The organism is Hydrogenophaga sp., from assembly GCF_030656115.1.
Lineage (GTDB): Bacteria > Pseudomonadota > Gammaproteobacteria > Burkholderiales > Burkholderiaceae_C > Hydrogenophaga.
Window position 1 is genome coordinate 1 of record NZ_JAUSOO010000100.1, and the last position, 13,292, is coordinate 13,292.

Genomic DNA, 13,292 nt, shown 5'->3' on the forward strand with positions numbered 1-13,292 from the left:
CGTGCTGACCGTTGCGTACTTTGACGGGCTGGGGTTACCAAGACTGTCCTGACCTCAAACTCTCGAACCGCCCGGTGCGGACCCGCATGCCGGGTGGTGTGGCAGGGGTGCAGCCGATAATGGCTGCCCCCTATGCCGATGCTGAGCCCGCAGCGTTGTTACGCTGCATTGGACGCCTATTTCTTGGCGGGCGCCGTGTCTTGCGGCTTGTCGGCTGCTGCGAGGGGTTTGGGTGTTTTGGTTGCTACGGTTTGCTTCTCGCTGGCCTTGAACGGTGTGCCGTTGACGGTGAGCCCTTCGGCCGAGAGCTTGGCCGCACGTTTGTCGCCAATGCCTGACACGCGCTGAACCAGATCGTCCCAGTCTTTAAACTTGGCTGCCTTGCGCTGCTCCAGGATTTTGGCGGATGTGCCCGGCCCAATACCTTTGATGCTGTCGAGGTCGGCCACCGAGGCCTCGTTGGCGTCTACGGCCGCCAAGGCTGCTGCGGCGAAGAGCGCGAGCAGAGTCGCGAGTGTTTTTTTGATCATGGTTGAATTCCTCCTTGGTGCTGACTGGGGGGACAGCCCTGGCTTGACAAGCCGTTGGCGGGCTGCTGGCTGCAATGTGCAACCAGTTCCCAATTTAGAGCGATTGGGCTGTTTTCCGCATCATCTGTTTTGGGGATGACATTTTTAAAATTCCGTTTTTTACAAAGTTTCGTGAATTTTTTAGCGTTCACGCGTTTTGAGTGGGCTCAGATATGTACTTTGACAACACCCGTGCGTTCTTGCCTGCTGCGGCCTCTCTGGGTGGAGGGTGTCGATGATGTACTGGCGGGGTGCAGGAATTTTATTGACCGGTTTTCTGGCCGCCTGTGCATGGCCGCCGGCACCGTCTGGGGTGTCAGGGGCTGGCATCGATGATGAACCGCTTGAGAGGGTGCAAAGTGACCGGTCTTTGCTCAGCCCTGCCGCACGGTTGGTTGCGCGCCGTTTGTTCAAGACGCCCGAAACGGTGCGCGAATGGGAGCCTTTTTTGCTGCCGGGCAAGGTGTTTGCTCCGTTTGATGCGGCTCATATGCAGGGTCGCCCAGCCTTGCTGGTGGTGGCCGAACGTTCGGTGAGCATCTTGCGCCAGCAGATGGATACAGCGCCTGTGCAGGCTGGGCGGCTGGTTTTTTCTTGGAAGATTGACCGTTTGGCGCCAGGGGCCGATTTGGCCGACGCGCACAACGAAGACTCCCCGGTACGGGTGGTGCTGGCTTTTGACGGTGACCGAACCAAGCTCACACCGCGTGCGCATCGGCTGTCTGAACTCACGCGCTTGCTGACGGGGGAGCCGTTGCCGTACGCCAGTCTGGTTTACGTGTGGAGCAACACCGAGCCGGTAGGCACCATTGTGGTGAATCCGCGCACCGACCGCATTCGCAAGCTGGTGGTGGAGTCGGGCCCTGACCAGCTTGGACGCTGGCGCGACCACGAGCGCGATGTGCAGGCTGATTTCTTGAAGGCTTTTGGAGAGCCGCCCGGGCCTTTGACGGCGGTGGCCTTGATGACCGATACCGACAACACGCAAAGCCGGCTGAGGGCTTGGTACGGCGGGTTGACGTTGCAACCCAGGGCTGTGGACGGGTCTCGCTGAGTCGCTGGGTGTACCGACAAGTAGGTGCATCCATGGGGGACTCCAGCGTGGCGGGCGGGCGCCCGGTTGCACCGTTTACTGGGATGCGGAGGGATACGGGTTAGCACCGTGCTCAATCGGGAACGGATGTTGCATAGTGGAATCTCCTCCATTCATTCAGGTGTCAACCAATGAAGTACCGACTGACCGTTCTCTGTGCAGCCCTGGCGTTCACCGCCGGCGGACTCCAAGCCAAGACCTTCAAATGGACCAGCTCCAGTGACATTCCTACTTGGGACATTCATTCGCAGAACAACGCCCTGGCCAACGGGGTGCATGCTGCGGTGTACGAGTCGCTGGTGTATTACAACAGCCGGACCTTCAAGCCCGAGCCGATTTTGGCCACGGGCTGGAAGCAGGTCACCCCCACTCAGTTGCGCCTGACACTGCGCACGGGCGTGAAGTTTCACGATGGCTCCACGTTTTCTGCCGACGACGCGGTGTTTTCCATCGAGCGCGCCATGAACAAGACGTCGAATTTTGCGGTTTACACCCAGGGTATCGACCGCGTGGTGAAGGTGGATGCCAACACCATCGACATCTTTACCAAAGACCCGAACCCGGTGCTGCTGAACCAGCTGACCGAGCTGCGCATGATGAGCAAGGCCTGGGCCGAGAAAAACAACTCGGTGGCGCCGAAAGACATTCGCACCAAAGACGAGAACTTTGCCCACCGCAACGCCAACGGCACCGGCCCTTTTGTGTTGAAAGAATGGCAGCCTGATCAAAAGATTGTGTTGACCCGCAACACCGGCTGGTGGGGCAAGATGGAAGGCAATGCCACCGAAATCGTGTACACCCCGGTGAAGGCCGTGGCCACGCGCATGGCCGCGCTGCTCTCGGGCGAAGTGGACTTTGTGCTCGATCCGAGCCCGCAAGATTTGCCTCGGGTGAGGTCGGAGAGCAACCTGAAGGTGGTGGACGGTATTGAAAATCGCACCATTTTCTTTGGCATGGACCAGCACCGCGACGAGCTGCCGGGCAGCAACATCAAGGGAAAAAACCCGCTGAAAGACCAGCGCGTGCGCAAGGCCCTGTACCAGGCGATCGACATCAACACCATTGCCCGGGTGACGCTGCGTGGCCTGGGCCAGCCCACCGGCGCGCTGGTGGCACCGCAGGTGAACGGCTGGAGCGAGGCGGTGCACAAGCGCTACCCGTTTGACGTGGCCGCCGCCCAGAAACTGCTGGCCGATGCGGGCTACAAAGACGGTTTTGAGGTGGACTTTGCCTGCCCCAACAACCGCTACATCAACGACGAGCAGATTTGCCAGGCCGTCACATCCATGTGGGCGCGCATTGGCGTGAAAGCCAAGCTGCGCACGCTGCCGCTGGTGACGTATTTCCCGATGATCCAGCGCTTTGAGGCCAGCATTTACATGCTGGGCTGGGGCGTGCCCACGTTCGATGCGCTCTACAGCCTGCAGTCGCTCACGCGCTCGGTGGGCGCAGGCGGCGACGGCAACTACAACGTGGGCCGCTACAGCAACCCGCAGATGGATGCTTTGGTGGAGCGCACCAAGAAAGAGACCGACTTGAAGCTGCGCACCGAGTTGCTGAACAAGGCGCTGATGCTGCAAAACGAGGACGTGGCCCACATTCCGTTGCACAACCAGATCATTCCCTGGGCCATGAAGAAAAACATCGACGTGGTGCACCGCGCCGACAACCGGCTGGACTGGCGCCTGATCAAGGTAAACTGATTTTTGCTTGGTCGTAGGGGGCGCAACCTGTGAAGGTCGTCCCCTTCTTTATTTCAAAAAACAATGTTTGCATTCATTCTCAGGCGGCTGGCGCAGGCCGTGATCGTCATGGTCAGTGTGGCACTGATTGCGTTCATGCTGTTTCAGTATGTGGGCGATCCGGTGGTGTTTCTGTTGGGGCAAGACGCCACGGCCGACCAGATTTTGGAGCTGCGCGCCGACCTGGGGCTGGATCAACCGTTTGTGATTCAGTTTTGGCATTTTCTGGCCAACGCGGTGCAAGGCGAGTTTGGCCTGAGCCTGCGCCAGGGCGCCAAGGTCTCGCGACTGGTTGCTGAGCGCTTTCCAGCCACGCTGGAACTGGCGCTGGTGGCTGCGGTGATGGCGCTGGTGGTGGGCATTCCCATGGGCGTTTATGCGGCGCTCAAACGCGGTACGTTTGTCAGCCAGTTGTTCATGACGGTGTCGCTGCTGGGCGTGTCGTTGCCCACGTTTTTGATTGGTATTTTGTTGATTTTGGTGTTTGCGGTGAACCTGGGCTGGTTCCCCAGCTTTGGCCGGGGCGAGGTGACGCAGCTCGGCTGGTGGACCACCGGGCTGTTGACCGCCAAGGGCTGGCACCACATCACGCTGCCTGCGATCACCTTGGCCATTTTTCAGCTCACGCTGATCATGCGGCTGGTGCGCGCCGAAATGCTGGAGGTGCTGCGCGCCGACTACATCAAGTTTGCCCGCGCCCGGGGCCTGACCAACCGGGCCGTGCACTTTGGCCATGCACTGAAGAACACCCTGGTGCCGGTGATGACCATCACCGGCCTGCAGCTGGGGGGGCTGATTGCGTTTGCCATCATCACCGAAACGGTGTTTCAGTGGCCGGGTATGGGCTTGTTGTTCATTCAAGCGGTGACGTTTGCCGACATTCCGGTCATGGCGGCCTATTTGTGCCTGATTGCGCTGATTTTTGTGGCGATCAACCTGGTGGTGGATCTGCTGTATTTCGCGGTGGACCCCCGCCTGCGCGTGGAAAAATCGGGTGGGCATTGACGCTTTCGAAAAGACCGACATGCTGGCACCCCGCATCAAAGCCCACGGCCGCGCGTTTGCGCACATTGCTGCCTTTCACCCCGAACTGACGGCCCTGCGCCGCGACCTGCACGCCCACCCGGAAATCGGGTTTGAGGAGCACTACACCGCGCAGCGGGTGGTGGAGTCGCTCAAGGTGTGCGGGGTTGACGCCATTCACACCGGCATCGGAAAAACTGGCGTGGTGGCGGTGATCCATGGCCGCGAGCGTGGCAGCGGCCGCATGATGGGTCTGCGCGCCGACATGGACGCCTTGCCCATGACCGAGCACAACGACTTTGCCTGGAAGTCCACCAGGCCCGGCCTGATGCACGGCTGCGGCCACGACGGCCACACCGCCATGCTGGTGGGCGCGGCGCGCTACCTGGCCGAAACGCGGCACTTTGATGGCACCGCGGTGCTGATTTTTCAGCCCGGCGAAGAAGGTTTTGCCGGCGCCAAGGCCATGATCGAAGACGGTCTGTTCGACCGCTTTCCGGTGCAGTCGGTCTATGGCATGCACAACTGGCCCCAGATGAAACCCGGCACCGTGGGCGTGAACCCCGGGCCCATGATGGCTTCGGCCGACCGCATCACGATTGAAGTGAACGGCAAAGGCGGCCACGGCGCCCACCCATACCAGACGGTGGACCCCGTGCTGGTATCGGCACACATCATCACGGCTTTGCAGAGCATCGTGTCGCGCAACGTGCGCGCCATCGACAGTGCGGTGATCAGCGTGTGCGCCATGCAGGCGGGCGACATGGGTGCGTTCAGCGTGATGCCCGGCAAAGCCTCGCTGGTGGGCACCGTGCGCACCTTCAGCCCCGAGGTGCAAAACCTGGTGGAGCGCCGCATACAAGAGGTGTGTTCGGGTGTGGCCCTGGGCCTGGGCGCCACGGCGCATGTGCATTACGAACGCATTTACCCGGCCACCATCAACAGCCGCGAGGAGGCCCGCTTTGCCGCCGATGTGGCACAAAAGCTGGTGGGCCATGAGCATGTGGACCGCGCCATGGACCCGAGCATGGGTGCGGAAGATTTTTCGTTCATGCTGCAGGTCAAACCCGGAGCCTACCTGCGGCTGGGCCAAGGCCTCGACAGCGGCATGGGTGGGTGCTATCTGCACAACAGCCGCTACGACTTCAACGACGATGTGCTGCCACTGGGTGCTGCGCTGCACGCCAGCTTGGTTGAACACGGGATGCCGCTGGCCGAAGCGGCGTGACCGGTGCTCCATTTTTCTATTGACCCCCAACCCACCGCTAGGAGCGAAGCATGAAACTGAAGAAAACGCTGGCAACCAGTCTGGTGATCGCAGGCATGACCGCCCTGGGCGCAGCGTCGGCGCAGACCATACGCATTGGCAACCAGGGCGATGCGCTGTCGATGGACCCGCATTCGCTCAATGAGTCGTTGCAGCTCAGTGTGACGGGCAACGTGTACGAGCCGCTGGTCACCCGCGACAAGGATCTGAAACTGGTGCCGGCACTGGCCACCCATTGGTCGCAGACCTCGCCCACGGTCTGGCGTTTCGAGCTGCGCCAAGGCGTACGCTTCCACGACGGCAAGCCCTTCACCGCCGCCGACGTGCTGTTCAGCCTGGCCCGGGGCGCGGGCGACGGATCGGACATGAAAAGTTACACCAACGAGATCAAAGCGGTGCGCCAGGTGGGGCCCTTGACGGTCGACATCGAGACCCATGCGCCGTTTCCCATCCTGCCCGATGTGCTGTCGTTCTTCTACATCATGAGCAAGCAGTGGTCGGAAGAAAACCAGGCCACGCGCCCGGTCGATCGGCGCAAGGGCATCGAGAACGCGGCTTCGTTCCGTGCCAACGGCACCGGACCGTTTCGCCTGCGGGAACGGCAGCCCAATGTGAAGACCGCTTTCGTGCGCAACGGCAGCTACTGGGGCAAGATAGAAGGCAATGTGGTCAATGTGGAGTACACGCCGATCGGCAACGACTCCACCCGCGTGGCCGCGCTGCTCTCGGGCCAGGTGGACGTGATCGAGCCCGTACCGGTGCAGGACGTGGCGCGGATCAACGCCAGCGGCAAGGCGAACGTGTTGCAGGGCCCCGAGCTGCGCTGGATCTTTCTGGGCATGGACCAGAAGCGCGACGAGTTGCTGTTTTCCAATGTAAAGGGCAAGAATCCCTTCAAGGACAAACGTGTGCGCCAGGCGTTCTACCAAGCCATCGACATCGTGGGGATTCAACGCACCGTGATGCGCGGTGCCGCCACGCCGGCGGCCTTGCTGGTGGGGCCGGGCGTGAACGGTTACGACCCTGACATGGACAAACGCCTGCCCTACGACCCCGAGGCGGCCAGGAAGCTGTTGGCCGATGCCGGTTACCCCAGTGGTTTTGACGTGGGCATGAATTGCCCGAACGACCGTTACGTGAACGACGGCAACATCTGTCAGGCCGTAGCGGCCAACCTGGCGCGCATTGGCGTGAAGGTGAACCTGCAGGTGGAGACCAAGGGAACTTACTTCCCGAAAGTGCTCAAGCGCGACACCAGTTTTTATCTGCTCGGCTGGTCACCCAGCACCTACGACTCGCACAACGTGCTCAACGCGCTGATCCGTTGCGTGGACGACAAGGGCAGTGGCCAGTTCAACCTGGGTGCGTACTGCAACCCCAAGGTCGACGAGTTGACCATGCAGATCCAGTCAGAGACCGACAAAGCCAAGCGCGACGCCCTGATCAAGCAGGCCTTCCAACTGCACGCCGGCGACATCGGGCACCTGCCGCTGCACCAGCAGGCGTTGGCCTGGGGTGTGGGCAGCAACGTGCAGCTGACGCAGCGCGCCGACAACCAGATGCCGTTCCGTTACATGTCGGTCAAATAGACGCGCAAGCGTCTTACACACCATCTGCGGTGTTTTCACTGCGGTGGCGGCCGCCTGGGACCGGCGAAACCCGATCCGTGCGAGCCCTGGGCTTGCGGTTCGCCACACCATTGACTTTCAAGGACTTCACGTTGATCTCTTTTCTGCACCGCTGGTTGGACAGCGATGTCGGCCACAGCTTCCGCACGTCTCCGACAGCCATCGTGGCGGCGGTGATGGCCTTTGCCTGCATCTTTTGCGCCGTGTTTGCGCCGTGGGTCGCACCGCACAATCCGTTTGATCTCGCCACGCTCGAACTTTCCAACGCACGCCTGCCACCGGCCTGGAGCGAGGGCGGTTCAACCCACTTCTTGCTCGGCACCGACGACCAGGGGCGCGATATTTTGTCGGCCATCATGTATGGCGCTCGTATCTCGCTGGCGGTCGGTCTGGCGTCGGTGGTGTTGTCGGTGCTGATCGGCGTGTCGTTGGGTTTGCTGGCTGGTTTTCTGGGCGGCTGGGTGGACGGCGTGTTGATGCGCCTGTGCGACGTGATGCTGTCGTTTCCGTCCATCCTGGTGGCGCTGTTGATTGCCGGTGTGGGGCGTGCGCTGTTTCCCAACGCGCACGAAGGGCTGGCGTTTGGCGTGTTGATTCTGTCGATCACGCTCACCGGCTGGGTGCAATACGCCCGCACCGTGCGCGGCTCCACCCTGGTGGAGCGCAACAAGGAGTACGTGCAGGCCGCCCGCGTGACCGGTGTGGCGCCGCTGCGCATCATGCGCAGCCATGTGCTGCCCAACGTGATGGGGCCGGTGCTGGTGCTGGCCACCATCCAGGTGGCCACGGCCATCATCACCGAAGCCACGCTGTCGTTTCTGGGCGTGGGCGCACCGCCCACGTCGCCGTCGCTGGGCACGCTCATTCGCGTGGGCAACGACTACCTGTTTTCTGGCGAGTGGTGGATCACCATTTTCCCCGGCGCCATGCTGGTGTTGATTGCCTTGTCGGTCAATCTGCTGGGCGACTGGCTGCGCGATGCACTCAATCCTCGCCTCCGGTGATAACCCCCACGCTCCGCACTGCGTGTCGTCGCTGCCCCCCGAGGGGATTGATCCGCCTTGGGGCGGCCCGGCGGCGGATCGCACTTTTCTCCGAGAATGTATGAGCCTGCTAGAAGTTAAAAACCTCGTGGTCGAATTTCCGCACCGCCGTGGCACGCTGCGTGCGTTGGACGACATTTCCTTTGCCATTGCGCCGGGTGAAATCCTGGGCGTGGTGGGCGAATCGGGTGCGGGCAAGTCGCTCACCGGCGCGGCCATCATCGGCCTGCTGGAGCCGCCAGGCCGCGTGGCGGGTGGCGAGATACGCCTGCATGGTCAGCGCATTGACAATCTGCCTTACGAAGAGATGCGCAAGGTGCGTGGGCGCAAGATTGGCGCGATTTTCCAAGACCCGCTGACCTCGCTGAACCCGTTGTATTCGGTGGGGCGCCAGCTCATCGAGACCATCACCACCCACCTGCCGGTGAACCAGGCCGAAGCGCGCAAGCGCGCCATCAGGCTGCTGCAAGACACCGGTATTCCGGCGGCCGAGCAGCGCATTGACCACTTTCCCCACCAGTTTTCGGGCGGCATGCGCCAACGCGTGGTGATTGCCCTGGCCCTCGCCGCAGAGCCCCAGCTGATCGTGGCCGACGAGCCCACCACCGCGCTGGACGTGTCGATCCAGGCGCAGATCATCACGCTGCTCAAAACCATTTGCAAAGATCGTGGGGCTGCGGTGATGCTGATCACGCACGACATGGGTGTGATTGCCGAAACCTGCGACCGCGTGGCCGTGATGTACGCCGGGCGCATGGCCGAAATCGGGCCGGTGCACGAAGTGATCAACCACCCGGCCCACCCTTACACGACGGGCCTGATGGCCTGCATACCCGACATGAGCCAAGACCGCGAGCGCCTGCACCAGATTGACGGCGCCATGCCGCGCCTGAACGCCATTCCCACTGGCTGCGCCTACAACCCGCGCTGCGACCGGGTGGTGGACCGCTGCCATGTGGAGCGACCCAACCTGATGCCTGCGGGCGCCACCCGCGCCGCGTGCTGGCTGCACGACGCATCGACCGTGTTGACCCCGGGGATGGCCGCATGACCACGAACCGGACCGACCCGGCGGCGCAGGCCGCACAGACGGAAAACGCTGCGATACCTGACATCGACACCGCGCCGCTGGTGCGCGCCACCGATTTGGCCAAGACCTTTGATGTATCGGCGCCATGGCTCAACCGCGTGCTTGAACGCCAGCCCCGCCAGTTGCTGCGGGCCGTGGACGGCGTGTCGTTTGACATTCCCCGTGGCCAGACGCTGGCGCTGGTGGGCGAGTCGGGTTGCGGCAAGAGTACCGTGGCGCGTTTGCTGGTGGGCTTGTACGAACCCACCCGCGGCGGTTTTGAGTTTGACGGGCTGGACGCCCACGCCGCGTTCAAAACGCCACAAGGCCGACAGTTGCGCCGGCGCATCCAGATGATTTTTCAGGATCCCTACGCGAGCCTGAACCCGCGCTGGCGGGTGGAAGACATCATTGCCGAGCCGCTGCGCGAGCACGGGATTGAAACCGAGCCGGTGGCGCTGCGGGAGCGGGTGGACGAGCTGCTGAAGTCGGTGGGACTGTCGCCGCTGGACCGGGTGAAGTACCCGCACCAGTTCTCGGGTGGCCAGCGCCAGCGCATTTCCATTGCGCGGGCGCTGGCCACAGAGCCCGAGTTTCTGGTGTGCGACGAGCCCACCAGCGCGCTGGACGTGAGCGTGCAGGCGCAGGTGCTCAACATCATGAAAGATTTGCAGCGCGAGCGCGGTCTGACCTACTTGTTCATCAGCCACAACCTGGCAGTGGTTCGGCACGTGAGTGACCAGGTGGGCGTGATGTACCTGGGCCGCTTGGTGGAGCTGGCGCCCAAGCACACGCTGTTTGACCGCCCGCGCCACCCCTACACGCGCATGCTGCTGGACGCGTTTCCGAAGATGCACGACACGGGGAGGGCGCGCACGCCGGTGTCGGGCGAAGTGCCCAACCCGCTGAACCCGCCCAGCGGCTGCGCCTTCAACCCGCGCTGCCCGCATGCCAACGAGCGCTGCCGCGTGGAACGCCCTGCATTGCTGACGCTGGGCGGTATCCGCATTGCCTGCCATGCGGTGGAAGAAGGGCGGATCTGATCGGAACCGGGTGGGCGTTGGCGCGGACGATGGGCGCACCCCTCCGCGAATGTCCCCCGGCCCGCAGCGCGGGCCTCCTCCTTTATTTCGCTGCGGGACGCACCCATCGTCCTCGGGTGGGGTCGGCGCGCGGGCTCCAAGTCAAGAGATGCCGTGGAACCGGCTCTGCCGGGCCACAGGCATCGTCCCCCCTCCGGGGGGAAGCCGCGCAGCGGCGCAGGGGGGCTTCCCGCCCTCAGCGCGCACGGTCAAGCGTAGCGTTTACTTCTCAGGTTGTTCTTCATCTCTTTCAGCAGCGGCTGCAGCTTGCTGCCGCCAATGCGCAGCGCCAGGCAGGTGGCCAGTACGTCGATCACCATCAGATGCATCAGGCGCGAGGTCATGGGGCTGTAGCGGTCGTAGCCTTCGGGGTGGTCGGCAGAAAGGTGGATGTGCCCGGCAGCCGCCAGGGGCGAGCCGCTGGCGGTGATGACGATCACGGTGGCGCCGTGTTTGCGAGCAATGTCGGCGGCGTCCATCAAATCGCGGGTGCGCCCGGAGTTGGAGATGATCACCACGCAGTCGCCCGGGCCCAGCAGCGAGGCGCTCATCACCTGCATGTGTCCGTCGCTGTAGGCAATGGCGTTGATGCCCAGGCGGAAAAACTTGTGCTGCGCGTCTTGCGCCACGATGCCCGAATTGCCCGCGCCAAAGAACTCGATCCGGCCCCGGTTCTTGTAGGTGACCAACAGCGCATCCACCGCCTTTTCAATCGAGTGGGTGGAGGCATCGTTGCGGTATTTCAGAAACGCCGCCACGGTGTTGTCGATCACCTTCACCAGCACATCGCCCACCTTGTCGTCCACATCCACGCTGCGGTGGATGAAAGGCACGCCCTCACTCACCGTGCCGGCCAGCTTGAGCTTGAAGTCCGACAGGCCGTCGTAGCCCATGCTGCGGCAAAAGCGCACCACGGTGGGTTTGCTCACGTGGGCGCGGTCGGCCAGTTCAGACACGGGCAGGCTGGCGAAGCTGCGCGGGTCGAGCAACACCAGTTTGCCCACACGTTGTTCTGCGGGTGCGAGTGAGGGCAAGGAGGCTTTGATACGGTCGAGCATGGCGTTGTCTCAGAGTTACTTGATTTTTGTGAAACCTTATTACACCCGATAATGGCGCCATGAACCAGCTTGACGCACTCAAACAACTCACCACCGTGGTCGCTGACACCGGTGATTTCAACCAAATCGCGGGGTTCTCGCCTCGGGATGCGACCACCAACCCGTCGCTCATCCTGAAAGCGGTGCAAAAACCCGAATACGCCCATTTGCTACAAGTTGCTGTGGCGAAATACGGCGCGCAAGGGCTTGACGAGGTGATAAACCGCCTGCTGGTGGCCTTTGGCTGCGAAATTCTCAAACACATCCCCGGTCGGGTTTCCACCGAAGTGGATGCTCGCCTGAGTTTCGACACCGAAGCCACCGTGACGCGCGCGCGCCGCATCATTGACCTGTACCAGGGTGAGGGTGTGCATGTGGACCGGGTGCTCATCAAAATCGCGTCCACCTGGGAAGGCATCCAGGCCGCAGCCCGGCTGGAGCACGAGGGCATTCACACCAATCTGACGCTGTTGTTCTCGTTTGCACAAGCGGTTGTTTGCGGACAGGCCAAGGTACAACTGATTTCGCCGTTCGTGGGCCGCATTTACGACTGGTACAAAAAGAATGCCGGTACGGGCTGGGATGAGGCCGTGATGGCCGGAGCCAGCGACCCCGGCGTGAAGTCGGTGCGGACCATTTACAACTTCTACAAAAAGCACGGCATCGCCACCGAGGTGATGGGCGCGAGTTTTCGCAACGTGGGCCAGATCACGGCGCTGGCGGGCTGTGATTTGCTGACCATCAGCCCCGATTTGCTGGCGCAATTGGCCGCCACCGAAGCGCCGTTGGCCCAAGCGCTGGACGCCGAAGCCGCGAAGGCCATGGACATTCCGTTCGTGCATTACGACGAAGCGGGCTTCCGTTTTGCGATGAACGAAGACGCGATGGCCACGGAGAAGCTGGCCGAGGGCATTCGCGCGTTTGTGGCCGACACGATCAAGCTCGAAGGCTTGATGAAGTAGGTGCCGGGCGCCCCAAGAAAAAACCCCGCGAGTTGCCTCGCGGGGTTTTTTCTTGGGGATTTGTCAGTCCACAGCGATGTGGTTCGACGCAGCACGAGGCGCCAGGCCAAGGCGCAAGGGCGTAGGCAGCGCCACGGCAAGCCCTTGCAACGCCGGCTGGCGTCTCAGGCAAAGAGCAATTACATGCCCATGCCACCCATGTCGCCCATACCACCCATGCCGCCGCCGCCCATGGCAGGTGCGTCATCCTTGGGGGACTCGGCGACCATGCACTCGGTCGTCAGCATCAGGCTGGACACCGAAGCGGCGTTTTGCAGCGCGGTGCGGGTCACTTTCGTCGGGTCCAGGATACCCATTTCGATCATGTCGCCGTAGGTGTCGTTGGCAGCGTTGAAGCCGTAGTTGCCCGAACCGGCCAGGATGGCGTTGACCACCACCGAAGGCTCGCCACCGGCGTTGGCCACGATTTCGCGCAGGGGCGCCTCAATGGCTTTGAGCACCAGTTTGATACCGGCGTCCTGGTCGGCGTTGTCACCCTTGATGGTGCCAGCGGCCTGACGGGCGCGCAGCAGGGCCACGCCACCACCGGCCACGATGCCTTCTTCCACCGCAGCGCGGGTGGCGTGCAGGGCGTCTTCCACGCGGGCTTTCTTTTCCTTCATCTCGACTTCGGTGGCAGCGCCAACCTTGATCACGGCAACACCGCCGGCCAGCTTG

Annotated in this window: 12 protein-coding genes; 9 read left to right on the top strand and 3 right to left on the bottom strand. The window is 62.5% G+C overall.

The window, feature by feature from the left end:
- Positions 1-176 precede the first annotated feature (176 nt).
- Positions 177-530 carry a helix-hairpin-helix domain-containing protein gene (locus tag Q7J58_RS12815; RefSeq protein WP_304828493.1) on the bottom strand — a complete coding sequence of 118 codons (354 nt, stop codon included), beginning with the start codon at positions 528-530 and terminating at the stop codon, positions 177-179.
- A gap of 409 nt (positions 531-939) precedes the next feature.
- Here Q7J58_RS12815 and Q7J58_RS12820 point away from each other — a divergent pair, with 409 nt between their 5' ends.
- From Q7J58_RS12820 to Q7J58_RS12855, 8 genes are all read left to right on the top strand, one after another.
- Entirely contained in the window at positions 940-1,623 is a 684-nt protein-coding gene (locus Q7J58_RS12820) for a DUF3047 domain-containing protein (RefSeq protein ID WP_304828496.1), read from the top strand.
- Positions 1,624-1,793: 170 nt separating this feature from the next.
- Positions 1,794-3,365 (top strand): ABC transporter substrate-binding protein, encoded by a 1,572-nt coding sequence (locus Q7J58_RS12825; RefSeq protein WP_304828498.1) that lies wholly within the window; start codon positions 1,794-1,796, stop codon positions 3,363-3,365.
- Between the two features lie 63 nt (positions 3,366-3,428).
- Positions 3,429-4,409, top strand: coding sequence for an ABC transporter permease (locus tag Q7J58_RS12830; RefSeq protein WP_304828501.1), 981 nt, complete (start codon positions 3,429-3,431; stop codon positions 4,407-4,409).
- Between the two features lie 19 nt (positions 4,410-4,428).
- Positions 4,429-5,655 carry a M20 aminoacylase family protein gene (locus tag Q7J58_RS12835; protein ID WP_304828504.1) on the top strand — a complete coding sequence of 409 codons (1,227 nt, stop codon included), beginning with the start codon at positions 4,429-4,431 and terminating at the stop codon, positions 5,653-5,655.
- 50 nt (positions 5,656-5,705) lie between these two features.
- On the top strand, positions 5,706-7,283 hold the full coding sequence (locus tag Q7J58_RS12840; RefSeq protein ID WP_304828507.1) for an ABC transporter substrate-binding protein: 1,578 nt from the start codon (positions 5,706-5,708) through the stop codon (positions 7,281-7,283).
- Positions 7,284-7,414: 131 nt separating this feature from the next.
- Positions 7,415-8,326, top strand: coding sequence for an ABC transporter permease (locus Q7J58_RS12845; protein WP_304828509.1), 912 nt, complete (start codon positions 7,415-7,417; stop codon positions 8,324-8,326).
- Between the two features lie 100 nt (positions 8,327-8,426).
- A complete protein-coding gene (locus Q7J58_RS12850) occupies positions 8,427-9,416 on the top strand; it encodes an ABC transporter ATP-binding protein (RefSeq protein WP_304828511.1) in 990 nt (329 codons plus the stop codon).
- Positions 9,413-10,477, top strand: coding sequence for an oligopeptide/dipeptide ABC transporter ATP-binding protein (locus Q7J58_RS12855; RefSeq protein ID WP_304828514.1), 1,065 nt, complete (start codon positions 9,413-9,415; stop codon positions 10,475-10,477). Before Q7J58_RS12850 ends, Q7J58_RS12855 begins: the two co-directional genes overlap by 4 nt.
- 248 nt (positions 10,478-10,725) lie before the next feature.
- Here Q7J58_RS12855 and Q7J58_RS12860 read toward each other — a convergent pair whose 3' ends face one another.
- Entirely contained in the window at positions 10,726-11,574 is an 849-nt protein-coding gene (locus Q7J58_RS12860) for an SIS domain-containing protein (protein WP_304828518.1), read from the bottom strand.
- 59 nt (positions 11,575-11,633) lie between these two features.
- On the opposite strand from Q7J58_RS12860, the gene tal reads away from it, so the two are divergent.
- Positions 11,634-12,575, top strand: a complete 942-nt coding sequence (gene tal / locus Q7J58_RS12865; protein WP_304828521.1) for a transaldolase — start codon at positions 11,634-11,636, stop codon at positions 12,573-12,575.
- Positions 12,576-12,754: 179 nt separating this feature from the next.
- On the opposite strand, the gene Q7J58_RS12870 is transcribed toward tal, so the two are convergent.
- On the bottom strand, positions 12,755-13,292 hold a 538-nt coding region (locus Q7J58_RS12870), incomplete at its 5' end, for a TCP-1/cpn60 chaperonin family protein (RefSeq protein WP_304828524.1).